26 protein-coding genes and 1 other RNA gene are annotated in these 24,567 nt (G+C 70.5%); 14 read left to right on the top strand and 13 right to left on the bottom strand.

Features of this window, described 5'->3' with window-relative positions; genetic code table 11:
- Positions 1 to 4: 4 nt before the first annotated feature.
- Both IEY60_RS26750 and IEY60_RS26745 read right to left on the bottom strand, forming a co-directional pair.
- Positions 5 to 1,444: an RNB domain-containing ribonuclease gene (locus IEY60_RS26750; RefSeq protein WP_189033224.1), complete on the bottom strand. Its 1,440-nt coding sequence runs from the start codon at positions 1,442 to 1,444 to the stop codon at positions 5 to 7.
- Between the two features lie 20 nt (positions 1,445 to 1,464).
- Positions 1,465 to 1,797 carry a hypothetical protein gene (locus IEY60_RS26745; RefSeq protein WP_189033223.1) on the bottom strand — a complete coding sequence of 111 codons (333 nt, stop codon included), beginning with the start codon at positions 1,795 to 1,797 and terminating at the stop codon, positions 1,465 to 1,467.
- Positions 1,798 to 1,989: 192 nt separating this feature from the next.
- Here IEY60_RS26745 and IEY60_RS26740 point away from each other — a divergent pair, with 192 nt between their 5' ends.
- Complete coding sequence (locus IEY60_RS26740; protein ID WP_189033222.1) at positions 1,990 to 2,355, top strand: hypothetical protein; 366 nt, start codon at positions 1,990 to 1,992, stop codon at positions 2,353 to 2,355.
- A gap of 64 nt (positions 2,356 to 2,419) precedes the next feature.
- Here IEY60_RS26740 and rnpB read toward each other — a convergent pair.
- Positions 2,420 to 2,824, bottom strand: an RNA gene (gene rnpB / locus IEY60_RS26735) — RNase P RNA component class A.
- Between the two features lie 36 nt (positions 2,825 to 2,860).
- On the opposite strand from rnpB, the gene IEY60_RS26730 reads away from it, so the two are divergent.
- Positions 2,861 to 3,748 carry an alpha/beta hydrolase gene (locus IEY60_RS26730; protein ID WP_189033221.1) on the top strand — a complete coding sequence of 296 codons (888 nt, stop codon included), beginning with the start codon at positions 2,861 to 2,863 and terminating at the stop codon, positions 3,746 to 3,748.
- Between the two features lie 13 nt (positions 3,749 to 3,761).
- Positions 3,762 to 4,313 carry an NUDIX domain-containing protein gene (locus tag IEY60_RS26725; RefSeq protein WP_229740137.1) on the top strand — a complete coding sequence of 184 codons (552 nt, stop codon included), beginning with the start codon at positions 3,762 to 3,764 and terminating at the stop codon, positions 4,311 to 4,313.
- Between the two features lie 90 nt (positions 4,314 to 4,403).
- Here the strand turns inward: IEY60_RS26725 and IEY60_RS26720 are convergent, their stop codons facing one another.
- Positions 4,404 to 4,856 (bottom strand): SgcJ/EcaC family oxidoreductase, encoded by a 453-nt coding sequence (locus tag IEY60_RS26720; RefSeq protein WP_229740136.1) that lies wholly within the window; start codon positions 4,854 to 4,856, stop codon positions 4,404 to 4,406.
- Positions 4,857 to 4,942: 86 nt separating this feature from the next.
- Between IEY60_RS26720 and IEY60_RS26715 the strand changes: the two genes are divergently transcribed.
- On the top strand, positions 4,943 to 5,740 hold the full coding sequence (locus tag IEY60_RS26715; RefSeq protein ID WP_189033219.1) for a helix-turn-helix domain-containing protein: 798 nt from the start codon (positions 4,943 to 4,945) through the stop codon (positions 5,738 to 5,740).
- A 124-nt stretch (positions 5,741 to 5,864) separates the two neighbouring features.
- On the opposite strand, the gene IEY60_RS26710 is transcribed toward IEY60_RS26715, so the two are convergent.
- The 5 genes from IEY60_RS26710 to cobC all read right to left on the bottom strand — a co-directional run bounded on the left by IEY60_RS26710 (position 5,865) and on the right by cobC (position 11,122).
- On the bottom strand, positions 5,865 to 6,569 hold the full coding sequence (locus IEY60_RS26710) for a S1 family peptidase (RefSeq protein ID WP_229740135.1): 705 nt from the start codon (positions 6,567 to 6,569) through the stop codon (positions 5,865 to 5,867).
- 120 nt (positions 6,570 to 6,689) lie between these two features.
- The gene (locus IEY60_RS26705; protein ID WP_189033218.1) at positions 6,690 to 7,919 is read right to left on the bottom strand and encodes a bifunctional RNase H/acid phosphatase; all 1,230 of its coding nucleotides are present in this window, start codon (positions 7,917 to 7,919) and stop codon (positions 6,690 to 6,692) included.
- A 16-nt stretch (positions 7,920 to 7,935) separates the two neighbouring features.
- Entirely contained in the window at positions 7,936 to 8,673 is a 738-nt protein-coding gene (locus tag IEY60_RS26700) for a zinc ribbon domain-containing protein (protein ID WP_189033217.1), read from the bottom strand.
- 143 nt (positions 8,674 to 8,816) lie between these two features.
- Positions 8,817 to 9,932, bottom strand: coding sequence for a Nif3-like dinuclear metal center hexameric protein (locus IEY60_RS26695; protein ID WP_189033216.1), 1,116 nt, complete (start codon positions 9,930 to 9,932; stop codon positions 8,817 to 8,819).
- A gap of 152 nt (positions 9,933 to 10,084) precedes the next feature.
- On the bottom strand, positions 10,085 to 11,122 hold the full coding sequence (gene cobC / locus IEY60_RS26690) for an Rv2231c family histidinol phosphate aminotransferase CobC (RefSeq protein WP_229740166.1): 1,038 nt from the start codon (positions 11,120 to 11,122) through the stop codon (positions 10,085 to 10,087).
- 79 nt (positions 11,123 to 11,201) lie between these two features.
- On the opposite strand from cobC, the gene IEY60_RS26685 reads away from it, so the two are divergent.
- Together IEY60_RS26685 and IEY60_RS26680 are read left to right on the top strand one after the other, a co-directional pair.
- Complete coding sequence (locus IEY60_RS26685) at positions 11,202 to 11,696, top strand: low molecular weight protein-tyrosine-phosphatase (RefSeq protein ID WP_189033214.1); 495 nt, start codon at positions 11,202 to 11,204, stop codon at positions 11,694 to 11,696.
- Entirely contained in the window at positions 11,696 to 12,568 is an 873-nt protein-coding gene (locus IEY60_RS26680) for an SURF1 family cytochrome oxidase biogenesis protein (RefSeq protein WP_189033213.1), read from the top strand. Before IEY60_RS26685 ends, IEY60_RS26680 begins: the two co-directional genes overlap by 1 nt.
- A gap of 236 nt (positions 12,569 to 12,804) precedes the next feature.
- Here IEY60_RS26680 and IEY60_RS26675 read toward each other — a convergent pair whose 3' ends face one another.
- Positions 12,805 to 13,728, bottom strand: coding sequence for a cobalamin biosynthesis protein (locus IEY60_RS26675; protein WP_189033212.1), 924 nt, complete (start codon positions 13,726 to 13,728; stop codon positions 12,805 to 12,807).
- Positions 13,729 to 13,845: 117 nt separating this feature from the next.
- Here IEY60_RS26675 and sigJ point away from each other — a divergent pair, with 117 nt between their 5' ends.
- Positions 13,846 to 14,784, top strand: a complete 939-nt coding sequence (gene sigJ, locus IEY60_RS26670) for an RNA polymerase sigma factor SigJ (protein WP_189033211.1) — start codon at positions 13,846 to 13,848, stop codon at positions 14,782 to 14,784.
- Between the two features lie 3 nt (positions 14,785 to 14,787).
- Here sigJ and ald read toward each other — a convergent pair whose 3' ends face one another.
- On the bottom strand, positions 14,788 to 15,900 hold the full coding sequence (ald, locus tag IEY60_RS26665; protein WP_189033210.1) for an alanine dehydrogenase: 1,113 nt from the start codon (positions 15,898 to 15,900) through the stop codon (positions 14,788 to 14,790).
- A 139-nt stretch (positions 15,901 to 16,039) separates the two neighbouring features.
- Between ald and IEY60_RS26660 the strand changes: the two genes are divergently transcribed.
- A complete protein-coding gene (locus tag IEY60_RS26660; RefSeq protein ID WP_189033209.1) occupies positions 16,040 to 16,459 on the top strand; it encodes a hypothetical protein in 420 nt (139 codons plus the stop codon).
- A 178-nt stretch (positions 16,460 to 16,637) separates the two neighbouring features.
- Here the strand turns inward: IEY60_RS26660 and IEY60_RS26655 are convergent, their stop codons facing one another.
- On the bottom strand, positions 16,638 to 17,408 hold the full coding sequence (locus IEY60_RS26655) for an MBL fold metallo-hydrolase (protein WP_189033208.1): 771 nt from the start codon (positions 17,406 to 17,408) through the stop codon (positions 16,638 to 16,640).
- A gap of 71 nt (positions 17,409 to 17,479) precedes the next feature.
- On the opposite strand from IEY60_RS26655, the gene IEY60_RS26650 reads away from it, so the two are divergent.
- The 4 genes from IEY60_RS26650 (at position 17,480) to IEY60_RS26635 (ending at position 19,895) form a co-directional block, all read left to right on the top strand.
- Entirely contained in the window at positions 17,480 to 18,436 is a 957-nt protein-coding gene (locus IEY60_RS26650) for a GlxA family transcriptional regulator (protein WP_189033207.1), read from the top strand.
- Between the two features lie 7 nt (positions 18,437 to 18,443).
- Positions 18,444 to 18,959, top strand: a complete 516-nt coding sequence (locus IEY60_RS26645) for a gamma carbonic anhydrase family protein (protein ID WP_189033206.1) — start codon at positions 18,444 to 18,446, stop codon at positions 18,957 to 18,959.
- 125 nt (positions 18,960 to 19,084) lie between these two features.
- The gene (locus tag IEY60_RS26640) at positions 19,085 to 19,264 is read left to right on the top strand and encodes a hypothetical protein (RefSeq protein ID WP_229740164.1); all 180 of its coding nucleotides are present in this window, start codon (positions 19,085 to 19,087) and stop codon (positions 19,262 to 19,264) included.
- Positions 19,265 to 19,271: 7 nt separating this feature from the next.
- A complete protein-coding gene (locus tag IEY60_RS26635; RefSeq protein WP_189033204.1) occupies positions 19,272 to 19,895 on the top strand; it encodes a TetR/AcrR family transcriptional regulator in 624 nt (207 codons plus the stop codon).
- On the opposite strand, the gene IEY60_RS26630 is transcribed toward IEY60_RS26635, so the two are convergent.
- Positions 19,889 to 21,724: an Eco57I restriction-modification methylase domain-containing protein gene (locus IEY60_RS26630; RefSeq protein WP_189033203.1), complete on the bottom strand. Its 1,836-nt coding sequence runs from the start codon at positions 21,722 to 21,724 to the stop codon at positions 19,889 to 19,891. The two genes, IEY60_RS26635 and IEY60_RS26630, sit on opposite strands and share 7 nt — an antisense overlap.
- Positions 21,725 to 21,909: 185 nt before the next feature.
- On the opposite strand from IEY60_RS26630, the gene IEY60_RS26625 reads away from it, so the two are divergent.
- The gene (locus IEY60_RS26625) at positions 21,910 to 23,751 is read left to right on the top strand and encodes a vWA domain-containing protein (RefSeq protein WP_189033202.1); all 1,842 of its coding nucleotides are present in this window, start codon (positions 21,910 to 21,912) and stop codon (positions 23,749 to 23,751) included.
- 120 nt (positions 23,752 to 23,871) lie between these two features.
- Positions 23,872 to 24,567, top strand: a complete 696-nt coding sequence (locus IEY60_RS26620; protein WP_189033201.1) for a nitroreductase family protein — start codon at positions 23,872 to 23,874, stop codon at positions 24,565 to 24,567.

The following is a 24,567-nucleotide window of genomic DNA, read 5'->3' as shown; positions in this document are numbered from 1 at the left end:
CTCGTCAGTGCCCGGCGTGGCCGTTGTATTCGAAGGCGATCGTCCGGGTGGCGACGTCGGCCACGGCGAGGCGCACGGAGACATGTTCGCCTTCCGGTGGTCTGCCCTCACATCGGCCGAGGATCGGGGGGTCGGCGACAAAGATTTCGGCGGGTCGGCTGCCGTTGGCCTCGCGCAGGACGAGGGCGGAGAACTCGGTGCCGATCCGGGGTGCCAGGACGGTCGCCTCGGTCAGGTCGACGCAGGCTCGGTCCACTTTGCCGGCGACAGAGTCGGTGCGGCGCAGCGTTTCCGCCGCGGTGCCGAGTCCGTCGACCACCCACTGCGGTACTTCGGTACCGGCGCAGAGGGCCAGGCAGACCTCGGTGGTGAACCGGTCGGCCAGGCGGCGCAGCGGGGCCGTCACGTGGGCGTAGGGCGCGCCGATCGCGCTGTGGGTCAACTGGTCCTCGGTCGGCTGGTCGAGGTCGCCGAGCATCGTGTAGCCGGCGCCGCGCAGCAGGCTCGTGGCCTCCGACATGAGGACCAGGCCGGCGGGGGTGTTCGCGTCGAGGCCTGCCAGCAGCCGGCCGACGGGCATCTCGGCCGGCCAGGAGACGCCGAGGGCCGTCGCGGTGCGTCGCATCGACGCGATCGCGCTCTCGGCCGGCGGCGGCATGGTGCGCAGCAGGCCGATCCGGGTGCCGTTGTGCGCCAGCATGATCCGGGCCGCGCACATGCCGGTGAGCAGCGAGACCTGCTCGTTCCAGTCGTCCGCGGCGGTCCGCGGTTCCAGCTCGAGCCGCCAGTTGTCACCGTGGCGCACCACGTCCTGGGCGGGCAGACGCAGCGAGATCGCGCCCTGATCGAGTCCCGCCTCGATCCGCAGCCGGCCGAACTCGGGCAGCGCGACCAGGGACGGGTGCAGCGTTCCGGTGTCGGCGGCGGCCTGCACCTGCGCGTAATCGAACCGCTCCCGGGAGCGCACCAGTGCGCGCGTCACCGAGAAGCTCTGCGGGACAGCCTTGTCGTCCAGCTCGATGGTCCACAGCGCGGCCGGCCGGTCGACACCGGGTAGCAGGCTGGCGGTGCCCTCGGACAGCACCGTCGGGTGCAGGGGGACGTTGCCGTCGGGCAGGTAGAAGGTCTGGCCGCGCGCTTCGGATTCGCGGGCGAGCACACCGCCCGGCACGATCACGGCGCCGAGGTCGGTGATCGCGTAATGCAGAGTGAAGCCGGTGGGGGTGCGTGCGATGTGCAGCGCCTGGTCCAGATCCATGGCGCTGGGCGGGTCGATGGTGACGAACTCGATGTCGGTCCGGTCGACCCTGGTACCCGCGAACGCGTCGACCGCGTCGCGGGCCTCCGAGACGGCCTCGGCAGGATAGTCCGAGGCCAGCCCGAATTCGGAACGGATGGCGCCGAAGTCGACCGGCGCCGAGACGATCCGCTGATGGAGTTCCATCCTGGCAGGTTAGCGACTGACTACTGCAGTGCCAGCATGGTGCCGTTGAGCTGGTCGAACGGGCCGTACACGGTGAAGGTGACCCGGCCGTTGGGCACCGACGACGACACGGCCGCCGCCGCGTCGAGCGCCTGGCCGAACGAGGCCGCCGACGGGTGCGGCAGACCGGCGACGGTCAGACCGAACCGGGTCTGGTGGACCCAGGCGGTATCGGCCGGGCTGAGGTCCACCTGGACCCCACCCGACAGCGGGGTCACCGCGACCGCGCTCGCCGATCCGGCACCCAGCGAGGTGAAAACCGCAGCGGCTCCGGCGATCAGTGCACCGGCGACAATGGAACGAACTACCCGCATGTAAATGTGACCTGCTTCCGCGATCGAATGTGAGGGCCCGCGCCCGATGGCGTCGAGCCCTGCCGACGGCGATCACTCTATGACCTCGCTCACGTTCCCGGCGAGTTCCCGCGCATTTTCGCCGTGACGGCGTTTCCTCCCGTTAACCACACGGGAGGCGAGGTGTTTTCTGGGGCGCTAGCATCCCGCTGCGTGAGTAGAACTACCGCCGCCATCGCGGCCAGCGCCACCGTCTTCGCCCTGCTTCTGGCCGGCTGCAGCGACGACTCCTCTTCCACTGCCGGCTCCTCCTCGTCCGCCGCCCCGACCGCGCAGGTCGACTCGGGGAAGGCGGGCATGTTCGTGGTGAGCTACCGCAACGCGTTCCCGAAGCTGGCCGAGGGCCGCGACGACGCCGCGGTGAGCGGTGTGCTGACCCAGACCTGCGGTGACATCAAGGCGGGCAAGCCCGAGTCCGATGTCGTCGCCGCGATCGTGAAGAACTCCAAGAACGGCGCGACGGCCGCGACCACCGAAGAGGCGCAGGCGATCTTCCAGATGGCCAAGCTGATGTGCTGACGGGTGTTCCCGGCTCGACGCGGCGGCGGTTCCCTTTCGGGACCGCCGCCGTGTTCGCCGGAGGCGGACGAGCCGGCCTGTAAGCCGGATCCTGTCCCCGGTTCGCACCGGGGGGCGACCATCCATCTGGACACACCGTTGCCGGGTGCCTCGAGCGGTCCACCCGCAGGCTCGGGCGAGCAGCCCTCGAACACCTGCGCAGCCGCACCGTGTGGTGCGACCTTCGACCTTGCTCCGGGCGGGGTTTACCGAGCCGCCCCGGTCACCCGGGGCGCTGGTGCGCTCTTACCGCACCGTTTCACCCTTACCGCACGTGCGTGCGGCGGTCTGTTTTCTGTGGCACTGTCCCGCGGGTCACCCCGGGTTGCCGTTAGCAACCGCCCTGCTCTGTGGAGTCCGGACTTTCCTCGGCAGCGAGCAGCGGCACCATCGCACCCGTTCTCGTCGCCGCGGTCGCCCGGCCGACTCGTCCGCTCGTACAGAGTACTCGGTACGGTTACGAGCCATGGAACGTGTCGACGTCAGTTTCCCCTCGGGTGACCAGCAGTGCGCTGCCTGGCTCTACCTGCCCGACGGTGCGCCCCGGCCGCGCCCGCTGGTGATCATGGGACACGGGCTGGGGGCAACCCGCGAAATGGGGTTGGATCGGTATGCGCGGCGGTTCGTCGCGGCGGGGATGGGGGTGCTGGCGTTCGACTACCGGCATTTCGGCGACAGTGAGGGTGACCCACGCCAGGTGATCGACATCGCCCGCCAGCGGCAGGACTGGAAGGCCGCAATCGCCTACGGGCGCAGTATCCGTGGGTTCGACGCGACCCGGATCGCGTTGTGGGGCACCTCGTTCGGCGGCGGGCACGTGTTGTCCGTCGCGCCCGACGACGACTATCTGGCCGCGGTGGTCGCGCAGGTGCCGTTCACCAGCGGGTGGGCCTCGGCGATGGCGAAAGGACCGACCAGCGTCACCAAGGTCGTCACGATCGCGACCGTCGACCTGCTGTTCGGCCCGATCCGGCGCAAGCCGGTGCGGATCCGGTTGGCCGGTCGCAAGCGCGCCGCCGCCCTGATGAGCGCGCCCGACGTGCCGGAGGGGTTCGGCAGGCTGGCCGAGGAGAGCGCGACCTATCAGCCGAAAGTCGGTGCACGGGTGGCCTTCTCGGCCCTGTTCGATCGGCCTGGCCGGCGGGCGAAGGCGCTGAAGGTGCCGGTGTTCTACGCGATCGCCGAGAACGATTCGATCGCGCCCGCCGCCCCGACCCGCAAGGCCGCCGAGCGCACCAAGCACGCGGTGGTGAAGCAGTACCCGGTCGGCCACTTCGACGTGTACTTCGACGACGTGTTCGAGCAGGTCGTGCGCGATCAGACCGACTTCCTGGTGTCCGTCCTGCGCCCGTGATCGGTGGGGCACCATGGATGCCATGGAACAGCTCAGCTCGCGCACGATCTACACCAATCCGTGGATGCGGCTGCGGGAGGACACCATTCGCCGCTCCGACGGTTCCGTCGGCATCTACGCCGTGGTCGACAAGGCCGACTGGGCGATGGTCGTCCCGTTCGACGGGGAGGGCTTCCATCTGGTCGAGCAGTACCGGTATCCGCTGGGGACGCGGTGCTGGGAGTTCCCCGCCGGCACTCCGCCGCAGGGCACGGCCCCGACGCCGATCGAGTTGGCGCACAACGAGTTGCGTGAGGAAACCGGGTTGCGGGCCGACCGGATGACGTTGCTCGGCACCATGGCCTCGGCGCCCGCCTCGAGCAGCCAGCGCGGTCACTGCTTCCTCGCCACCGGCCTCACTCCCGGCGAGCCCCAGCGCGAACCCGAGGAGCAGGACATGCGCATGGCCTGGTTCTCCCGCCCACAGCTCGAGGCGATGATCCTGCGCGGCGAGATCATCGACCCCCACGCGGTGGCGGCCTATGGCCTGCTGCTCATGCACGAACGCGGCCTCAGCTCCCCGTGAAGGGCGTCGAACAGCTGACGAGTCCGCGGCTGTCGGCGTCGCCGGTTCGGAAGGCGGACATGGCGATCCGCGAGACTGCCGCGCTGGGCGCTACTGCGGCACGATGCGGGTGTTCTGGAACGAGGTGAACAGCCAGCGGCCGCCGGTGCGGACGGCTGTGCGGATCTGCGCTGTCCTGGTCGGCGGGACGGTCGTGTCCGGGCGCAGGACGCTCACGCCGTAGGTGACGAGGACAGCCAGGTCGGCCGCCGGGAATCGCACGGTCGTGCGCTCCGGATCCGAGAGCCGGGTGCCGTGCATGAAGCCGTCGAAGCCTTCCTGCATGACCGTCGCCAGTTCCGCACGGCCCTGGATGAACTCGCCGATCACGGAGACGAAATCGGCGTCCTCGGTGAAGGTGGCGGCGAAGGCGGTGCCGTCACCGGCAGCCCAGGCGGCGGACTGGGTAGCCAGCAGCTGCCGCACGGCGGCCGCATCGGCGTCTGCGGTCATCGGGCGGCCCTGCGCAGGCACGGTCTCGTGCGGCGCGGTGATAGTGGTCATCAGCCCACTGTGCGGTGGCGGTGGCACCGCAGCAATAACCTCCGAGGTCATGGCCGGACGATTGTCCAGATGGATACGCTGGGACGATGACGGCGACGGAATCGCGGATCGGGCCGTTGCTGCGGGAGTGGCGGCAGCGGCGCAAACTCAGCCAGCTCGACCTGGCGCTGGCCGCCGATACCTCGGCGCGGCATCTGTCCTACCTCGAGACGGGCCGGTCCGCGCCGAGCCGGGCGATGGTGCTGCGGCTGTGCGAAACGCTCGATGTGCCACTGCGGGAACGCAATACGCTGCTGCTGGCCGCCGGCTACGCGCCCGCCTTCCGCGAGTCGACCCTCGACGATGCCGCGTTGTCACCGGCGCGTGCGGCGGTCGACACGATGCTCGCCGCCCACGAGCCGTACCCGGCGGTGGTGGTGGACCGCTGGTGGGACGTGGTGGCGGGCAATGCCGCGATGCCGGTACTGATGGCGGGCGTCCCCGAGCATCTGCTCCGCCCACGCCCCAACGTCTTCCGGCTGGTCCTGCATCCCGACGGCCTGGCCGGACGGCTGGGGAACCTGCACCAGGTCCGTGAGCTGTTCCTCGAGCGCCTGCTCCGTCAGCTCGGCGCGACCGGCGACGCACGCCTGCGGGCCCTCTACGACGAAGTGAAAGGCTATCCGGTCCCCGACGATTCGCCCGGACCGCGGGAGCCGACCGGCCCCTTCCAGGTCCCGATCCGTATCAGCTCACCGCTCGGACCGCTCACCATGTTCTCCACCATGGCGACCTTCGGCGCCCCCGCCGACGTCACCCTCTCGGAACTGGCCATCGAGTTCTTCTATCCCCTCGACGACGCCACCGCCACCATCCTGCGCACCATGGCTACCGCAGCACCCTGACCGAGTTCCGAGCAGCAGGCGCGTCTCGAATTCCATTCGGGCCCTGAGCCGCGGGAGCCGGTCGGCAACCGACGACAGGGGCGTCGCACCGATACCGGTGCGACGCCCCTGAGGTCTAGCTGGATCAGATCGGCTGGAAGCCCGCGCCGACGCCGCCTGCGCGGTTCAGCACCTCGAGGATGACCCCGATGGGCTGGAAGTAGGCGGGCGAGTGGATCGGGTTGGCGCCGCCGGTGCACGGGACGTCGAAGTCCAGCGGGCCGAGGCCGGTGAGCCTGCCCTGGTTCATGCCGACCAGGCGGTCACCGACGACGACCGGGCCGCCGGAGTCGCCCGGCTGCGAGCAGTACTGGTTGATCGAGGTGCCTTCGAGCTCACCCCACACCACGCCGCAGCTGCGGCCGCTGGTGCGCCCGTCCGAGCACACCGTGGTGCCGGGTCCGGGCGGGCCGCCGATGCCGGCGACGGTGGTCTGGCCGACCGTGCGGACCGGCACTACCTTCGACGCATCCAGCTGCAGCACAGCGAAATCCAGGTAGTCGCCGTCGTCGGAGAAGGCGACGGTGCCGATGACACCGGCGTTCAGCGCCTGCTCGGCGCCGACCCGCGCTCCCGTCGGCGCGCAGTGCCCGGCGGTGAGGCCGACCAAGCGGCCCGCGTTGTCATGGCCGATGGCAGTCAGCGAGCAACCGGAGTTGTTGTCGAAGACGATGCCCGAGGCCGCGCCGAGCACCACGCTCGGTTCGGCCGACACGCTGCCCGCACCAGCGGACGCGGTGAGCGCCCCCGCGATGGCCGCCGCGAACGCCGCCATCCGTAGAAACCTCATCAAGTACCTTTCTCGATGGCCGCGGCATTCCGCACGCCCGAGTACCTTTCGAGCGCCGGGGCGTCGTCGTTACGCCGACCGCGAACCTGGGCGACCGTACCGCGCCCCGGCGACAAGCGGCTAGCTCAAATAGGAAACGTCGTTGACCAGGCGGACCGAAGCGCCGCCGTCGGGATAGAACTCGGCGATACACAGCGACGCCAGGTCCAGGTGCAGGCGGTACAGCAGCGACGGGCCGACGCCGAGGGCCAGCTGCAGCAGCGTCTTGATCGGGGTGACATGGCTGACAACGACGACGTTCTCACCCGGGTACAGCGCCACCAGATCCCGGCGTACCCCCTCGATGCGCTCGCGCACCTGATCGAAGCTCTCGCCGCCGGGGGCGGGAATCGACGGGTCGCCGAGCCAGTCGGTGTGCAGTTGCGGATCGCGCTGGGCGGCCTCGGCGAAGGTGAGACCCTCCCAGTCGCCGAAATCGGTCTCGATGAGGCCGTCCAGGACGCGCAGCGGAACGTCCAGAGCCGCGGCGGCGGCCTCGGCGGTGGCACGGGCGCGCTGCAGCGGCGAGGTGACGACGGCGGCGATATCACCTTTGGCGGCAAGCATTTTCGCGGCGCGCTCGGCCTGTTGGCGGCCGAGATCGGTGAGCGGCGGGTTGCCGCGACCGGAGTAGCGGCGCTCGATCGACAACGCGGTCTGGCCGTGGCGCAGCAACAACAGCCTCGTCGGCCTGCCGAGCGCGCCGGTCCAGCCGGGAGCGTTGGTCGAAACCCGCTGTGCCGGAGTGGTTTCGCCATCGAGTGCCGGGTCAGCCGGGGGCTCTGCCGCGCTGGTCACCCGGTCGGTATGGGCCGGCTCGCTCGTCCTGGCAGCGGGCACGGCCACCTGGTCGCCCGGGGTGTGCCCGGCGGAGACGGCCTCGCGGACGGTGCCGACGATGTCGCCGTCGTCCATCGCCTCGTTCGCCAGCCGGTCGGCATACGAGTTCTCCGCGCGCGGAATCCAGGTGAAGCTCACCTTGTCGAACCCGGCGACGAGCGCCCGCGCTTGTTCGGCGAGCGGAATCATCGACGGGTGCTTGACCTTCCAGCGTCCCGCCATCTGCTCGACGACGAGTTTGGAGTCCATCCGCACCGCGACCACCCGCGCACCCAGCTCGGCCGCAGCCGCCAAACCGGCGATGAGACCGCGGTATTCGGCCACATTGTTGGTGGCGACGCCGATGTACTCCTTGCGCTCGGCGAGCACCCGCACGTGATCGGCGGCGAAGACCACGGCGCCGTATCCGGCCGGGCCCGGATTGCCCCGCGAGCCACCGTCGGCTTCGACGATCACCTCGTGCACGCTCATCGGCGCACCGATCCGATCACAGCCCCGATTCCTTGGTACGCACCATGATCGCGCCGCATTCGGGGCAGCGGACCACGGCATCGGGCGCGGCCTTGGCGATGCGCTGCATCTCGCCGCGATCGATCTCGATCCGGCACGCGCCGCAGCGGCGGGCCTGCAGCAGCGCGGCGCCGACGCCGTGCGCCGAACGCTGCTTGTCATAGACAGCGAGCAGTTCGTCGGGGAACAGGCCGATCAGCCCGTCGCGGTCCTTCTCGCAACGCTGCTGCGCCACGTCGAGATCGGCCAGCGCCTCGTCGCGCAGGCGCTCGGCGTCGGCCAGGTCCTGATCGGCCTTGCTCAGGCGCGCGCCCGCGTGATCGTGGTCGGCGGCCATGGCTTCGCGCTGCTCCATCACGGTCAGCAGCTCGTCCTCGAGCACCGAGCGGCGACGCTCCAGGCTGCCCAGTTCGTGCTGGATCTCGGAGAGCTGCTTGGCGGCGACGGTGCCCGCGGTGAGCATGCCGCGGTCGCGGTCCTCGCGCTTGCGGACGGCGTCGACCTCACCCTCGAGCTTGCGGATGTCGCGATCCAGATCGTCGATGCCGATCTCCACCGCGACGGCCGCGTCCTTGTAGCCGTTGCGCTCGGCCGCCAGGCGTGCCACCTCCTGCTGCTCGGGCAGCGCGCCCCTGCGGTGCGCGATCCGCGTCAACTCGGCATCGACAGTGGCGAGCTGCAGCAGCTTGGACTGGACCGACGGTTCGACATTCAACGCGCACGAACTCCTGAACACAGTGGACGGATGGGTTGGTCAACCGTACCGCGCCGCGGGGGGTGCGCACGCCATGACCCGAGGACTGCTGCCGGGCTGTCCGCGCACCCGGCTGTGGCGCGGTCGGTCGATGTAGGCGTGGGTCAGCCGGTGACCGTCCACGGGTCGGTGCGCAGGGCGGATACCCGGGTGGTCAGGCCGGGCAGGGCGGTGCGGACGATCCGCTCGGCCTGACCGCACCACGGGAACTCGGTGGCCCAGTGGGCGGCGTCGACGAGGGCGGGGCCGCCGCGGCGGAGGTGTTCGTCGACGGGGTGGTGGCGCAGGTCGGAGGTGAGGTAGGCGTCGACGCCCGCGCGGATGGCCACGTTCAGGTAGGAGTCGCCCGCACCGCCGCAGACGGCCACCCGCTGGATGACGCGGTCGGGGTCGCCCGCGGCGCGGACACCCCAGACGGTGCGCGGCAGGCCGACACCGACGCGCGCGGTGAATTCGCGCAGGGTTTCGGGCTCGGGGAGTTCACCGATGCGGCCGATGCCGAGCGAGGACGGCAGCGGTGCGCGTTCGGTGACGTGGTACGCGGGTTCCTCGTACGGGTGGGCCGCGCGCAGGGCCGCCAGGACCGCGAGGCGCGAGGTCGGCGCCGCGACCACCTCGACGGCGTCCTCGGTGACCGTCTGCACCGTGCCGACCACACCGAGCGCCGGATTCGCGCCGGGCAGCGGCCGGAACTGGCCGGTGCCCGCGGTGTACCAGGCGGCTTCGCGGTAGTTGCCGATCGCGCCGGCGCCCGCGGTGAACAACGCCGACATGAGCGAGGCGGTGTGCGTCTGCGGGACCTGGATCACCCATTTGTCCACGGAGGCAACCGGTTTGGGATCCAGCGGACCGGTGACCGTGAGGCCGACGGCGGCGGCCAGCGCGTCGGAGACACCGGGATCGGCGGAGTCGGCGTTGGTGTGCGCGGAGAACAGAGCGCAACCGGAGCGGATCAACCGGTGCAGCAGAGCGCCTTTGGGGGTATCGGCGGCGACGGTGTCGACCCCGCGCAGCAGCAACGGGTGGTGCACGACCAAAGCCTGTGCGCCCCACTCGATCGCCTCGTCGACCACGGCAGCGGTGGCGTCGACCGCGAACACCACCTTGGTGACTTCCTGCGCCGGCTCACCGCACACGAGCCCGACCGAATCCCACGATTCGGCCAGCCTCGGCGGATACGCCGCGTCGAGCACCCCGATCAGTTCGGCCAGGTCGGTCACCGCCGCCTCCTTCGTTCCGTTGACATACCCGTCACCGTCGTGGTGACGGGATCACCTTGCACCACAACGCTTTTTACCGCCCGCTCGACGAGCGGAGACACCGGCCCTGTGCCCCATCGCCGAGCCTGGCGATGCCGGACATCCGGCCGTGCTCACCACAGCACGGCTCGCAGACCGTCGATCAGCCGATCGACTTCGGCCGTGCCGCGCACAGCCACGCGCAGGTGGTCGGGGCTCAGACCGGGGAAGGTGTCGGCGCGACGGACGGCGATGCCGCGGTCGGCCAGGCGCTTGCGCACCAGTTCGCCGTCGGGGACGCGGAGGAGGAGGAAGGGGCCCGACGCCGGGGTGTGGACATCGATGCCGAGGGCGGTGAGGCGGTCGATCATGGCGGCGCGCTCGGCAGCGATCAGGCGGGCGTCGTGGTGGGACTCGACGACAGCCGACGGTGCGGCGGTGGCGACGATCGCCTCGAGCTGGAGGGTGCCCAGCGGCCAGTGCGGACGACCGTGGGCGAGCCGGGCCAGCACCTCGGGAGCGCCGAGGGCATAGCCGCAACGCAGTCCGGCCAGCGCCCACGTCTTGGTGAGGCTGCGGAGCACGAGCACGTCGGGTGCGGACAGCGCGGCCAGCGACTCCGGCTCGGCCTGCACTGTGAGCTCGGCGGGGTCCGGCATGACCGCGTCGGCGAAGGCTTCGTCGACGACGACGAGGCGACCCGGCCGCCGCAACGCCTGGATGGTGGCGGCGGGGTGCAGGACCGAGGTGGGGTTGGTGGGGTTGCCGAGGACGACGAGATCGGCGTCTTCGGGGACCAGCGCGGGGTCGAGTGTGTACGGGCGTTCCAGGATCACCCGCGTCACCTGGATGCCCGCTTCACGCAGTGCCAGTTCGGGCTCGGTGAAGGACGGGTGGATGACCGCGGCCAGGCGTGGGGCCAGGCGGGGCAGCATGGCGAACCCTTCGGCGGCGCCTGCCAGCAGCAGCACCTCGTCGGGGGTGCGGCCGTGGCGGGCGGCGACGGCGGCGCGGGCGGCGGCTTCGTCCTCAGCGCTCGGGTAGCGGCCGAGGTCGTCCAGGCGGGCGGCGAGGCGATCGCGCAGCCAGGCGGGCGGGGCGACGCCGCGGACGTTCACCGCGAAATCGAGCATCCCAGGGCGCGCCTCGACGTCGCCGTGGTGGCGAAGCATCGCGGGGTCGACGGAGTCCTGGAACACAGTTGAACACCCTACGTGGCGGCAATTCGGCGGCTCGGGCGAGAATGGCTCCGTGGGACAGCTGCACGTGTCATTCATCTGCACAGGAAACATCTGCCGCTCGCCGATGGCGGCGAAGATGTTCGAGGCGCATCTGTACCGTGCCGGTCTCGCGAACCGGGTACGGGTGACCAGCGCGGGCACCGGATCGTGGCATGTCGGCGATCCGGCCGATCCGCGTACCGAGACGACGCTGCGCCACGCCGGCTACCCCACCGACCACATCGCGGCCACCTTCGGTCCCGAGCATCGTGACGCCGATCTGATCGTCGCCCTGGACACCGGGCACGACCGGGAGCTGGCCCACCGCGGCGTGCCCACCGAACAGCGCAGGCTGCTGCGCAGCTTCGACCCCGCCGCCGACGGCCGCGACGTGCCCGACCCGTACTACGGCGACCAGTCCGACTTCGAGCTGGTCCGCGATCAGATCGAAGCCGCCGTCCCCGGCCTGCTCGACTGGGTGCGCGCCGAACTCGACGCCCGCACTCCCGCCGACGCGCGACGCTGATGCGCAAACTCACGTTCCTGCTGCGCCCGAGCTGGCTCATCCTCGCCGTGATCGTCGCGGCGTTCGCCTACCTGTGCTTCACCGTCCTCGCGCCGTGGCAGCTGGGCAAGAACACCAGCACCGAGCACCGCAACCAGCTGATCGCCGACTCCGTGCAGGCCGACCCGGTGGACGTGGTCAGCGTCCTCGACGGCGACCCGGCCGCGCACACCGAATGGCGCAAGGTCACCGCGAGCGGCGCGTACGTCCCTGAATCGACCGTTCTGGTGCGCCTGCGGCATCTCGACGGCGCCCCCGGCTACGCCGTCCTCGACGCCTTCCGCCTGGACGACGGCCGCACCCTGCTCGTCGACCGCGGCCTGGTCGCCGCCGTCGACGGCACCCGTCCCCCGGCCATCGCAGCTCCCCCAACCGGCCCCCAGCGCCTCGAAGCCCGCGTGCGCGCCTCCGAGGGCGTGGTCGCGGACAAGCCGCCGAGCACCCAGGACGGCTACCGCCAGGTCTACACGGTCGACACCGCCCAGGAATCCCTCGTCCTCGGCACCCCACTCACCCCCATCCCCACCGGCACGGACAAAGGCGGCTACCTGCAACTGGCCGAGGGCCAGCCCGGCGCCTTCACACCCAGCCCCCTCCCCCAACTCGACGCGGGCCCCTACCTCTCCTACGGCCTCCAATGGCTGGCCTTCGGCATCATGGCCCCCCTCGGCCTCGGCTACTTCGTCGTCGCCGAACTCCGCGCCCGCCGCCGCGACCGCGCGGAAGCCTCGACGCACGCCGACGTCACCGCCACACCGACCGCCGAGTCCGATACCCCGGCCGCACCAACCACCGAAGCCCGCCTGGCCGACCGTTATGGCCGCAACCGCTGAGACAACCCGGGCAATCGGGCTCGATTCGGGCACAGGGTGACCGCTCTATCTACCTAGCCCGAAGTCGCGACCTCCCGCACTCCCAGCCCCGCACGACCCGACCCCGAGGAGGGTCCGGTCGCGCAGCAGCCGGTTCGCGCCAGCGCGCCAAAACACAGCGCACACCGTGCTGGGACTACCGAACACCAAGTCCCAGCCGCATCTTCACTGCCACTTCAGTAGCCGCGAAGCCCACCTCACCGCCGCCGGAGCACCCCCGCAACCACCACCGACACCATTAGCGCGCCCACCTGCACCGCCTCGGACATGCGAACTGCCCGGCGCAGATCGGCCGTGGTCGGTGCGGGCCCGTCGCCCAGCGTCGGCCGGAGTTCGGCACCGTGCCGGTACTGGGTCCGGCCACCGAGCCGGACGCCGAGGGCACCGGCCATGGACGCTTCCACGACCCCGGCATTCGGACTCGGATGCTTGGCCGCATCCCGCCGCCAGGCTCGCCACGCGGCAGCAGGCGTGCCGCCGACCAGCGGCGCGAGTGCGGCCGTGATCAGTCCGGTGACCCTGGCGGGAACGACATTCGCCAGATCGTCGGTCCGCGCGGCAGCCCACCCGAACCGCAGGTACCGCTCGTTGCGGTAGCCGACCATCGCGTCGAGCGTGTTGACGGCCCGGTACCCGAGCAGCCCCGGCACCCCGGCGACAGCACCCCACAGCAGCGGCGCGACGGTCGCATCGGCGGTGTTCTCGGCGACCGATTCCAGCGCCGCCCTGGCCAGCCCGTCCGCGTCCAGCACCGACGGGTCACGCCCGCACAGCGAGGGCAGCAGCTCCCGGGCCCCGTCGATGTCCCCGGCGTCGAGCCGCTCGGCCATCGCCTGCCCGGCGCGCGCCAGGCTGCGTCCACCGAGCGCGGTCCACGTGGCCAGCGCGGTGGCGAGCACACCGCCGCGCGCGGCCAGCACCCCGATCCCGACGACCGAACCCACCGCGACCACCTCGTGCACCACACCGGCACGCCGATCGTCGGCATAGGTCATCTGTTCCAAAGCCGCTGCCGCCGAGCCGAATCCGGCTACCGGATGCCAACGACGCGGATCGGCCAACACTCGATCGAGCGCGAATCCCAGCATCAGCCCGACCGCGGTCGATGTCCCCTTCTGCACCCGGCCGAGGGTAGCCGACAGCGGGAATGTCACACCCGTCCCCGCTGGTTCGTCATCTCTGCGACCACACTCATACACTCGCCCAGACCGGGCCAGACGACCGAACGGCGAACAACGATGACCGACGCACCCCAGCAGCTCGACCAGGGCGAACTGGCCCGCCGTTTCGAGGAGCACCGCCCCTACCTGCGCCGGCTCGCCTACAGCACGCTCGGCAGCCTCACCGACGCCGAGGACGTGGTGCAGGACGCGTGGCTGCGCCTGCAGCGCCACCACGAGGCGGGCAAGGCGGGCGAGATCGACAATCTGCGCGCCTGGCTGACCACCGTCACCGGTCGGCTGGCCCTCGATCAGCTCGGTTCGGCGCGCGCCCGCCGCGAGCAGTATGTCGGCGAATGGCTACCGGAGCCCGAGGTCACCACCTGGGACGACCCGGCCGACCGGATCTCCCAGGACGAACGGGTCACCACCGCCCTGCTGGTCGTGCTGGAATCGCTGTCCCCCGCCGAGCGAACGGCTTTCGTCTTGCAGGACGTGTTCGGCATGACCGGCCCCGAGGTCGCCGAGGTCGTCGGCCGCACCCCGGCCGCCGTCCGTCAGCTCGCCTCCCGCGCCCGCAAGCACGTGGAGTCCGGCACCCCGCGCTTCCCTGCCTCGCCCGCCGAACAGGAGAAGGTCGTCTCGGCCTTCTCCCTGGCCTGGCGCTCGGGTGATCTGAGCTCGCTGCTCGGCGTCCTCGACGAGAACGTGGTGCTCACCGCCGACGGCGGCGGCAAGGTGCCCGCCATCCGCCAGCCGCTGCACGGTGCCGAGCTCATCGCCAAGGCGCTGCTCGGTTGGTACCACGCGCCGTCGGCGGCCGGGGCGTGGGGCCGGGCGGTCCTGGTCAACGGCGTGCCCGGCCTGGTGGTGTTCGACGGCGCCAATACCGGCGTCTTCTCGTTCGTCATCGACGCGGGCCGCATCGTCGCGATCAATATCGTCCGCAACCCCGACAAGCTGCACGACCTGCCGACCGAGGGCGCACCGGACTGGTACCTGGGCGCGGGCGAGTAGGGCTCAGACGCCGAGCGAATATCCGTGTGCCGCGGCCACTTCCGACGACAGCAGCTTTCCGTCGACGGCCGTGAGCCCGGCAGCCAGTCCGGGATCGGCGGTGCAGGCACCACGCCAGCCCTTGTCGGCGATCGCGATCGCGAACGGCAGGGTGGCGTTGGTGAGGGCAACGGTGGAGGTGTGCGGCACCGCACCCGGCATGTTCGCGACGCAGTAGAACAGCGAATTCGCCACGGGGAAGGTGGGATCGGCGTGCGTCGTCGGCCGGGTGGAGGCGAAGCAGCCGCCCTGGTCGACGGCGATGTCGACGAGCACCGAGCCGGGACGCATCCCCGCGACGAGCTCGTCGGAGACCAGCTTGGGTGCCTTGGCGCCGGGCACCAGCACCGACCCGATCACCAGATCCGCGGCGAGCACGGCCTTTTCGATCTCCAGCGCGTGTGAGGCGAGGGTGCCGACCCGGCCGGCGAAGCGCGCGTCGAGCTCGCGCAACCGCGCCAGATTGGTATCGAGGACGCTCACCCTGGCACCCATCCCGACCGCGACGGTCGCCGCGTTGGCCCCCGCGACGCCGCCGCCGAGCACCACCACAGCGGCAGGGCGCACGCCGGGCACCCCGCCGAGCAGCATGCCCTCCCCGCCCATCGGCGCCATCAGGTGATAGGCGCCCACCTGGGTGCCGAGCTTGCCCGCGACCTCGCTCATCGGCGCGAGCAGCGGCAGCGAACCGTCCGCGGCCCGCACCGTTTCATAGGCGATCGCGGTGATCCCGGAGTCCAGGATCGCGTCGGTGCATTCCTTCGACGCGGCCAGGTGCAGATAGGTGAACAGCACCTGGTCTTGCCGCATCCGCGAATACTCCTGCGCGATGGGCTCTTTCACCTTCAGGATCAGCCCGGCCTCGGCCCAGACCGCCTCGGCGTCGGACACGATCCTGGCACCGGCGGCGAGATAGTCCTCGTCGCCGAAGCCCGAACCTGTTCCGGCACCGGCCTGCACGAGCACCTCATGCCCGTGCGCGGCCAGTTCGGTGGCGCCCGCCGGGGTGAGCGCCACCCGGAACTCCTGCGGTTTGACCTCCGCCGGCACACCGACCGTTCCGCCTGTTCCCGTCATTGCGCCAGCTTAGGACTCCCGCCGACGGGAGTCAGCTGGTTGGAACATCGCGTGTCGGAGCCAGGTTCACGGTGACGACGTCACCGATGCCGCCGCGGGAGCGGCGCCGGTCGTCGTCGTCGCGGGCGGCGGGGCGGAGGTGGCCGCCGGTGTGGTCGTCACCGGCTGTGTCGTGGACGGCGGCGCGACGGTGGTCGTCGGCGGTGTTTCGCCGCACTGGCCTGGGCCGCAGTTGTCGGTGCCGCAATCCGGGCCGGGCATGCAGGTGTGGCCCGGCGGTAATCCGCATTCGTTGTGTCCGCAGCTGTCCGTGCCGCAATCCGGACCAGGCACGCAGTTGTATCCCGGCGGCGGCTCCTGCGTCGGCGAGTGGTACCACGACGACTCCGGCGCCTGCGTGGGCGAGTGGTACCACGACGACTCCGGCGCCGAACCGCCGTTGCCCGGCACTGAGCCGCCGCCATCGGGCGTTCCACCCGGATTCGCCGACGGCGTCACCGCACTCGTCGCGGGCGTCGTGGTGGCCGAGGTCTTGGACACCGAACTCGACCCCGGCTGACCCGAACCCGACCCGTTCGACGAACACGCGGTCAGCGCCAGCGCCAGCGCGACCAGGGCCGGCAGCACCCGAACCAGCGTGCGCGACCGGCCACTCATTCGCTTCTTCAGCAACTCATCTCCTGCAGTCAGGGAAACCCGCGCCCGGTGGCTCGGACGCGGGTGATCGAATTCCGTGCTCAGACCGCGAACACTTCACCCCGCACCGGAATGCGAAGCTGCCCAGTGCGATCGGCGTAGGCGAACGTGCGCTCGAGGTAATCCAGCGATTCGCTGAAGTGGCCCCAGCCCTCCGCGTGCACCGCGACGACGACCGCGTCACCGAGCACGGCGGCGGCCTGGACGGCGGTGCGGGCATTCAGGGTGACGTCGCTGTCGCCGAACCGGCCGACATTGGCGGCGCCGATATTGAGTACCGCGACGTCGATCCGCCCGATCCGCTCCACGATCCGCTCGACCAATTCCACCGACGCGTTGTCACCGGAAACGTAGACCGTCGGCTCGCCCTCGGCCCGCAGCACGAAACCGGTGACCACGCCGCTGAGCGGCTCGCAGCCCTCGGGCCCGTGCAGCGCGGGCACCGCGGTGACCTCGACAGCGCCGACGGTGACGGTCTCCCAGGGGACCAGGCCGCGCACACCGTCGATCCGGCCCGCGGCATCGGGCGTCGAGAGCACGGTGTCGACCTGAGCCAGCAACGCACGGCCCGCGGTGTCGAGGTTGTCGGCGTGCTGATCGTGCGAGAGCAGCACGACATCGATCGTGCCGATCGCCTCGACCGGCACGGCGGGACCGCTGAGCTTGTGCAGAGTGATCGGGCCCGGGTAGTCGCCCGGCTCGTCGAAGGTCGGGTCGGTGAGCCAGGTCAGGCCCGCGTACCGGAAGCGCAGGGTCGGACCACCGATGTGCAAGGCGTCGAACAGAGTTGGACGGGTGATCGTCTCGGTCATGCCGACAACTTTCGCCGACCGCGACGGCCCAGGACAGTGGCCTGCAGGCCGAGCATCGTTAAGATCGGGCCATGCGCTCGGTGGCGGTCATCGCGTTCGACGGGATCAGTCCGTTCCATCTGTCGGTGCCGACGCTGGTACTGGGCCGCTCCGGGACCGGTGTCAGCGGCGATTCACCCTACGACGTGCGAGTGTGCGCAGAGAAGCGCGGAACGCTGTCCACCGCAGCGGGTTTCGACATCACCGTGCACCACGGTCTCGACGCTGTCGCCGGCGCAGACATGGTGGTCTTCCCCGGCTGGCACCGTGACATGGCCCTCTCCCCCGCCCTCGACGACGCGGTGCACACCGCGCACGCGAACGGCGCCCGGCTGGTCGGCCTGTGCCTCGGCGCCTGGGCGATCGCGGCGACGGGCCTGGCCGACGGCCGCGAACTCACCACGCACTGGGCCGCCGCGGAGGCCATGGCCCGCGCCTATCCGCGGGTCCGGGTGCGCGCCGACACCCTGTGGACCGACCTCGGCGACGTGATCACCTCCGCGGGCGTCGCCGCCGCGCTGGACTGCTGCCTGCACATCGTCCGCGGCGACCTCGGCGCCCGCGCGGCCACCGAGCTGGCCCGCGCGCTGGTCACTGCGCCGCACCGCAGCGGTTCGCAGGCCCAGTTCATCCCGGTCGCGGTCCCCGACGAGGACACCACCGACCCGATCGAGCAGGCGATGGCGTGGGCCCGCACCCACCTCGACACGGGGATCGATCTCGACATCTGGTCGCGCGCGGCGCTCATGTCGCGGCGCACCTTCACCCGGCGGTTCCGCGAACGCACCGGCACCAGCCCGCAGCAATGGCTGTTGCAGCAGCGCACCGACCATGCCCGGCTGCTGCTGGAGTCGACCGACGAGACCGTCGACCGGATCGCGCGCGACACCGGTTTCGGCAGCGCGGTGAGCCTGCGCCACCACTTCCATCGCATGCTCGGCACCAGTCCGGCGGCCCACCGCGCCCAGTTCCGTGGCGCGGCGCGATAATCACCGCATGATCATCAAGGTGTCCGGGTTCGCACCGGAAATCGACGACACTGCCTGGATCGCGCCGAACGCGACCGTTATCGGGCGGGTGAGCCTGGCCGCCGAGGTCGGCGTCTGGTATTCGGCTGTGCTGCGCGGCGACCTCGAGCAGATCACTCTTGGTGCGCGCACCAATATCCAGGACGGTTGCGTCCTGCACGCCGACCCCGGTTTCCCGCTCACCGTCGGCAGTGGAGTCTCGGTGGGACACAACGCGATTCTGCACGGCTGCACCATCGGCGACGACGTGCTGGTCGGCATGGGCGCGACCGTCCTCAACGGCGCGGTGATCGGCGCGGGCAGCCTGATCGCGGCCAATGCCCTGATCCCGGAGGGTGCGCAGATCCCGCCTGGCTCGCTGGTCGCCGGCGTCCCCGGCAAGGTGCGCCGCGAGCTGACCGAGGCGCAGCAGGACGGGATCAAGCTCAACGCGGCCGTCTATGTGCACAATCTGGCGGCGCACCGCACGGCCGAGGTGTTGTGAGTCGTCACACTGAGCAAGTGACCAGTAGGGATACCTGATAACATTTGCCCTGCGTATTGCGTCCGGCCATAGAGTGCGGCGGCCGGCACCGGATACGCGAGGTAGGAGGTATCACGGTGGCATACATGCATTCCGGTGTGCACCGAGCAGGGGGACGGCTCAGCGTGGCCGATATCGCCGCCCAGCCCGGCGGAATCGAGGCACTCCAGTGCCGGGTTCACGAATTACGCTCGCGCGGGGTCCACTTCGCGGCCAATGCGATCGAGCAGGAGATGGTCGCGCTGGATCTGTCGCCACGGGGATAATGGGACGATGCCTACTGTCTCGTCCATCCTCGCGCGGATACTGGAAAAGCCCGTCACCGACGGGGAGAAGCTGCTCGACAGTGCGCTGTCGGCGTTTCTCGACTTCGGCATCAAACGCACGAGCATGGGCGAGATCGCCCGGCGGGCAGGCATCAGCCCGGCCACCCTGTACCGGCGCTACGAATCCAAGAACGACCTGGTCGAAGCGGTGGGCGTGCGGGAGGCGCAGCGCTATGTCGCCGAGATCGACGAGCGGGTGCGCGCGGTCACCGAGCCGGGCGAACAGCTCGTCGAGATCTTCGTCGCGTTCGTGACGACCATCGCGGGCAACGAGCTGCTGCGCAGGCTGCTCGGTACCGAACCGGAGATCATCCTGCCCAGGCTCACCACCGAAGCGGGCCCGATCCTCGCGGTCGGGCGCGGCTATCTCGCCGACAAGCTGCGCGAATTGCAGGCGGGCGCGACCGTCCCCGACTTCGATCCCGATCTGGTCGCCGAGATCATGGCGCGGCTCGCGCTGTCGCTGGCACTCACCCCGGACGGTCTCATCCCCCTCGACGACCCGGCGGCGGGCCGCGACTTCGCCCGCCGCACCCTGCTACCGATGGTCGGTATCCGCGTCGCTCACTGAGCGGGGACCCCGAAGGCCGCGGCGACGGTCTCGTCGATGCCGGCCTCCGCGACGGGGACACCGCCTTCCAGCACGCCACGCACTCGCGCCACGATCGCCGCCGCGGCCGGGCACGCCGGATCGGGCAGCGGCAGCCGGGCCACGTACTGGGTGATCCAGCGCCGCCGTCCCGAATACAGCCGATTGCCGCACACCGCGTCGTAGAACCGCAGTCCCAGCGCCGAATTCGCCACGCCCATCAGCAGATACGCGAGATCGGTCGCCTGCTTGCCGGTGCCGAGATCGGTGAGCGAGATCCAGTAGCAGTCGCCGTTGACCACCGCGCCGGACCGGTCGAGCGCGAACCTGGGTCGCTCGCTGATGTCGGGGAACACCAGTTTCGGCGCGCCCCACAGATGCGGGCGCTGCGGAACCCAGATCTCGAACCACTTCCGACCGCCGTCGAGCACGTACCGTCGGCCGGACAGGACCTGCTCGTGCGAGCGCAGATACTCTGCGGCGCCGGGGAATTCGTCGAGGTCGATGGGTGTGCGGCGCGGCTGCATGAGGTCGTAGGGGTAGAGGACCCTGGTGCCGCGCTCCTGCCCGATCCGCCATGGTTGCAGGTCATGGTGGGTGATCAACTGCCGCAACAGTTCCGGTTCCGGGGTCGGGTCCATCTGGTCCCAGCGGTCGGAGATGAACACCCGGTCGGCGGTGGTTTTGATGCCGACGCGGATGCGGGCGGTGTCGCCGAAAGTGCGCCAGGTGCGCTCGGCGATGCGGCCGAGCCAGTGATCGACGGCGGGGCGTGACATGCGCCAGGCGGTGTCACCAGGCTGGTCGGGGCGAACAGCGTTCGCCTGGTCGGCCCCGCCGGGCCGGGCGATCAGGCCTGCGACCGCGGTGCGGGTGGACTTCAGGTCCGCGCGCGATCGAGCGCTGTCTCGCCCCGAAATCTGTTCGCCGGGCCCGGTAGGTTTCGGGCCCGTGTGCGTCGCCGACGTTCGCACGCCGACCACCCCGGAGCCGCCCCCGGTGGACAGCACGCCCACCTCGACGGCGAACACCCGTCCGCTGTCGCCGACCAGGCACGCGGTGTCTCCGGCCAGCGCGTCGAACAGGCCTGAGGCGCAATCGGGTTCGGCGCCGATCTCTTCGTACACCGAGACGTACCGGCAGTCGCATTCGCTGGGCGCGCGGGTAGCGACCGTGATCGCGGGCAGCACCGCCGCCGCGAAGAGCTTGGTGTCGCCGAGGTCGTAGAGCTCGGCCGGATGCAGCTCACTCGTCAGGATCCGGCGCAGGTTCGCACCCGCCCTGGTGGTGAGAAACCGGTTGGCACAGAGCAATCCGAGGACACCGTCGGCGGCAAGCAGCCGCGGCGCGATCGCCACGAAGGGGTGGGTGAGGTCGATGCGCCCGCGCAGGCCGAACTGCTTGCTCAGCAGCTGTGCCGTCGAGCCGCCGAGCTGCTGGGTCCGCACATACGGCGGATTGCTGATGACGAGGTCGAACGAACCGTCGGGGATGTGCGCCGACGCGGCGAGGAAATCGCCTGCCCGGCAATCGATCTCGACGCCTTCGGCGGCGGCGCGCTCGGCGGTTTCACCAACGGCCCGCCGGTCCAGGTCGTAGCCGGTCAGCCGTACCGTGACGTCAGGTGCGGCCTCCCGGTGCACCGCGAGGAGTAACTCGCCGTCCCCGCAGGCCGGGTCGAGCACCCGGAGCTCACCGGCGCGTGGGGCGTGCAGCAGCGCCCGTCGCGCCAGGAACCGCGCAAGGGCGGGCGGGGTGTAGTGCCTGCCGTGCCGTTTGCGCTCCTGCGCGTCGCGGGCCTGCGAAGCCATGCGTTCGATTGTGCCCCGCGACGCCGTCATCCTGCGGCAGGCGCGAGACAACGGCCCGGCAACCTGCCGAAACACGATTTCATCCGGTAAACGGTGGCTTGTGCCACCGATTTTGGGGGTAGTACCGGCACCACCCGCTCGGTAACGTCTGTCCGGTTTCATTCCGGTTGACGAAGTCGAGGACGATGTCGAGATTCAGGACGCTGACCGCGGCACTGACCGCCACAGCGCTCACCCTGCTCCCCGTGGCGGCGGCGCACGCCGACCCGGCGCAGTACGCACCGACCATGCTCATCCTGGACGCGTCCGGGTCCATGCAGCGCCCCGACCAGGGTGCCACCATGATGGATTCCGCGAAGAGGGCCGTACGCACCTTCGTCGACTCGGCGCCCGCCGAGGCCAAGGTCGGACTCACCACCTACGGCACCGGCACCGGCAACGACGAGGCCGACAAGGCCGCGGGCTGCCGCGACGTCCAGATCCTGCAGCAGCCGAACACCATCGACAAGCCCGCGCTCACCAGCGCCGTCGACGGCATCCAGGCCCGCGGATGGACCCCGATGGGCACCGCGCTGCGCCAGGCCGCCGAGGCATTGCCGTCCTCGGGTCCGCGCTCGATCGTGCTGGTCTCCGACGGTGACGACACCTGCGCGCCGCCCGATCCGTGCGAGGTGGCCAAGGAGCTGAAGCAGAAGGGGGTCGACCTGGTCGTGCACTCCATCGGTTTCGCCGTCGACGACAAGGCCCGCGCCCAGCTCACCTGTATGGCGCAGACGACCGGCGGCAGCTACACCGACGCCGCCGACGGCGCCGCGCTGGAACGCATTCTGCCGCGGGTGAGTTCGGCCGCCCTGCGCAACTACCAGGCCACCGGCACCCCGATCACCGGCACCGACGGCTACCGGACCGCGCCGGTCGCCAAGCCCGGTCAATACCTCGACATCATCGGTCAGCACGAGAAGCGGTTCTACGCGGTGGATGTGCCCGCGGGGGCGACCGCGTACTTCACCGGGATCGTCTCGTTCCCGCGCACGACCGGCGTGTCCATCACCGACGACATGGGTGTGCTGGAGCTGCGCGTCTACGGTCGCGACGGCACGGACTGCGGCGCCCGCGAGCGCGAGCTCGAAACCAGAACCAGCGACGGCGTCGCGCTCACCGTCGCCAACACCTTCCAGGGCGCGGCCGAGCAGCCGAGCGGCGGCAGCTCGGACAAGTGCAAGGGCGGCGGCCGCTACTACTTCGAGATGAACTGGGACATCGCACCCGAAGGCGCGCCCGCGCGGCTGCCGCTGGAGATTCTCGTCGGCATCGAACCGGGCGTCACCGATCCCGGTGCCGCCGCGGTCTCGACCAAGACCACGTTCACCGATCCGGGCGGTGCGGCCCAGCCGATCAGCGGCGGCGGCTCGTTCACCGTCGCCTCCACGCTGGAGGGCAGCGGCCGCTACACCGACACGCTGCAGTCCGGCGAGTACGTCTTCTACCGGGTGCGACTCGACTGGGGGCAGGGCCTGGCCTACCGGGTGCGCTTCGCCGAAACCGGCGGGGCGGGCTACACCGCCGCCACGAACGTCGAGACCACGCTGTTCTCGCCGCTGGGTCGCGAGATCGACTCCGACACTTCGGCTTACACCGGCAAGACGAACACGGCATTGACCGTGGCGTCGGTGCCGATCCGGTACGCCAACCGGGACGCGGCCGATACGACGGTGCAGCGTCAGTCGGTCGCCGGGTGGCATTACCTCGCGATCAAGGTCGGTCTGCCGAGCGGTGCCGACAAGATGCCGCCCACGCCGATCGAACTCGACGTCACCGTGGCGGGCACCGCGGAAGCCGGGCCGACCTATGTGACCGGTAGCGCCGATGTCCTCGGTGAGCAGTCACCAGGCGCGCAAAAGCCTGTCGCCGTGGATGGTTCGAACTCGTCGACGCCGTGGGCGGCCATCGTCGGCATCGGCATCGGCGCGGTCGCGCTGGTCGGCATCGGTGTGGCGATCTGGTCGGTTGCCCGTCGTCGCGCCTGACTCACCCCCGAACCCGCCGGCACCCGATTTTCGTGGATGCCGGCGGGTTCCGCGTATCCGGCCGGGCTGCTAACCTGGTCTCAAAATGAGACTGGTTTTACCGACCGAGGGAGCCGCGCGATGGCGCCGACCGACCACGACAGCAGCGATTTCGCCGCGCTCCAGCGCCTGGCCGACGAGCGCTGGACCTGCAGGCAGTTCCGCCCCGACGAGGTCGACCGCGCGACCATCGAACAGCTGCTGACCCTCACCCAGCGCACCCCGTCGTGGTGCAACACCCAGCCGTGGCAGGTCGTCGTCACCGCGGGCGAAGGCACCGAGCGATTCCGCAAAGAACTGCTCACCCACATCCAGACCAACGGCACCGCACCGGATTTCGAGTTCCCCGCCCAATACGCCGGTGTCTACCGCGACCGCCGACGCGAGTGCGGCTTCCAGCTCTACGACAGCGTCGGCATCGCCAAGGGCGACCACGAGAAGACCATGCGCCAGATGGTCCGCAACTTCGAATTCTTCGACGCACCTCACGTCGCCATCGTCACCTCCGAAGCCGACCTCGGCATCTACGGCGCCATCGACTGCGGCCTGTGGCTCGAATCCTTCCTCCTCGGCGCCCAAGCCCTCGGCCTCGCCGCCGCTCCCCAAGCCGCCCTGGCCTCCTACTCCCCCTTCCTCCACGACTACTTCGACCTCCCCACCCACCGCAAGGTCGTCTTCGGCGTCTCCTTCGGCTACCCCGACCCCGACCACCCGATCAACACCTTCCGCACCGCCCGCGCACCCCTGGACGACCAGATCACCTGGCACACCAGCTGA

Source organism: Nocardia rhizosphaerihabitans (assembly GCF_014646295.1).
Classification (GTDB): domain Bacteria; phylum Actinomycetota; class Actinomycetes; order Mycobacteriales; family Mycobacteriaceae; genus Nocardia; species Nocardia rhizosphaerihabitans.
This window is presented reverse-complemented; position numbering and strand designations above follow the sequence as displayed.

Bases quoted from the DNA above. Each gene is read 5' to 3' on its own strand.
- IEY60_RS26745 (WP_189033223.1), bottom strand. From the start codon at position 1,797: ATGCGGGTAGTTCGTTCCATTGTCGCCGGTGCACTGATCGCCGGAGCC.
- IEY60_RS26720 (WP_229740136.1), bottom strand. From the start codon at position 4,856: ATGACCACTATCACCGCGCCGCACGAGACCGTGCCTGCGCAGGGCCGC.
- IEY60_RS26620 (WP_189033201.1), top strand. From the start codon at position 23,872: ATGGCGCCGACCGACCACGACAGCAGCGATTTCGCCGCGCTCCAGCGC.
- IEY60_RS26710 (WP_229740135.1), bottom strand. From the start codon at position 6,569: ATGAGGTTTCTACGGATGGCGGCGTTCGCGGCGGCCATCGCGGGGGCG.
- IEY60_RS26705 (WP_189033218.1), bottom strand. From the start codon at position 7,919: ATGAGCGTGCACGAGGTGATCGTCGAAGCCGACGGTGGCTCGCGGGGC.
- IEY60_RS26640 (WP_229740164.1), top strand. From the start codon at position 19,085: ATGCATTCCGGTGTGCACCGAGCAGGGGGACGGCTCAGCGTGGCCGAT.
- IEY60_RS26680 (WP_189033213.1), top strand. From the start codon at position 11,696: ATGCGCAAACTCACGTTCCTGCTGCGCCCGAGCTGGCTCATCCTCGCC.
- ald (WP_189033210.1), bottom strand. From the start codon at position 15,900: ATGACGGGAACAGGCGGAACGGTCGGTGTGCCGGCGGAGGTCAAACCG.
- IEY60_RS26625 (WP_189033202.1), top strand. From the start codon at position 21,910: ATGTCGAGATTCAGGACGCTGACCGCGGCACTGACCGCCACAGCGCTC.
- IEY60_RS26655 (WP_189033208.1), bottom strand. From the start codon at position 17,408: ATGACCGAGACGATCACCCGTCCAACTCTGTTCGACGCCTTGCACATC.
- IEY60_RS26650 (WP_189033207.1), top strand. From the start codon at position 17,480: ATGCGCTCGGTGGCGGTCATCGCGTTCGACGGGATCAGTCCGTTCCAT.
- IEY60_RS26645 (WP_189033206.1), top strand. From the start codon at position 18,444: ATGATCATCAAGGTGTCCGGGTTCGCACCGGAAATCGACGACACTGCC.
- cobC (WP_229740166.1), bottom strand. From the start codon at position 11,122: ATGCTTCGCCACCACGGCGACGTCGAGGCGCGCCCTGGGATGCTCGAT.
- IEY60_RS26730 (WP_189033221.1), top strand. From the start codon at position 2,861: ATGGAACGTGTCGACGTCAGTTTCCCCTCGGGTGACCAGCAGTGCGCT.
- IEY60_RS26715 (WP_189033219.1), top strand. From the start codon at position 4,943: ATGACGGCGACGGAATCGCGGATCGGGCCGTTGCTGCGGGAGTGGCGG.
- IEY60_RS26725 (WP_229740137.1), top strand. From the start codon at position 3,762: ATGGATGCCATGGAACAGCTCAGCTCGCGCACGATCTACACCAATCCG.
- IEY60_RS26750 (WP_189033224.1), bottom strand. From the start codon at position 1,444: ATGGAACTCCATCAGCGGATCGTCTCGGCGCCGGTCGACTTCGGCGCC.
- IEY60_RS26635 (WP_189033204.1), top strand. From the start codon at position 19,272: ATGCCTACTGTCTCGTCCATCCTCGCGCGGATACTGGAAAAGCCCGTC.
- IEY60_RS26630 (WP_189033203.1), bottom strand. From the start codon at position 21,724: ATGGCTTCGCAGGCCCGCGACGCGCAGGAGCGCAAACGGCACGGCAGG.
- sigJ (WP_189033211.1), top strand. From the start codon at position 13,846: ATGACCGACGCACCCCAGCAGCTCGACCAGGGCGAACTGGCCCGCCGT.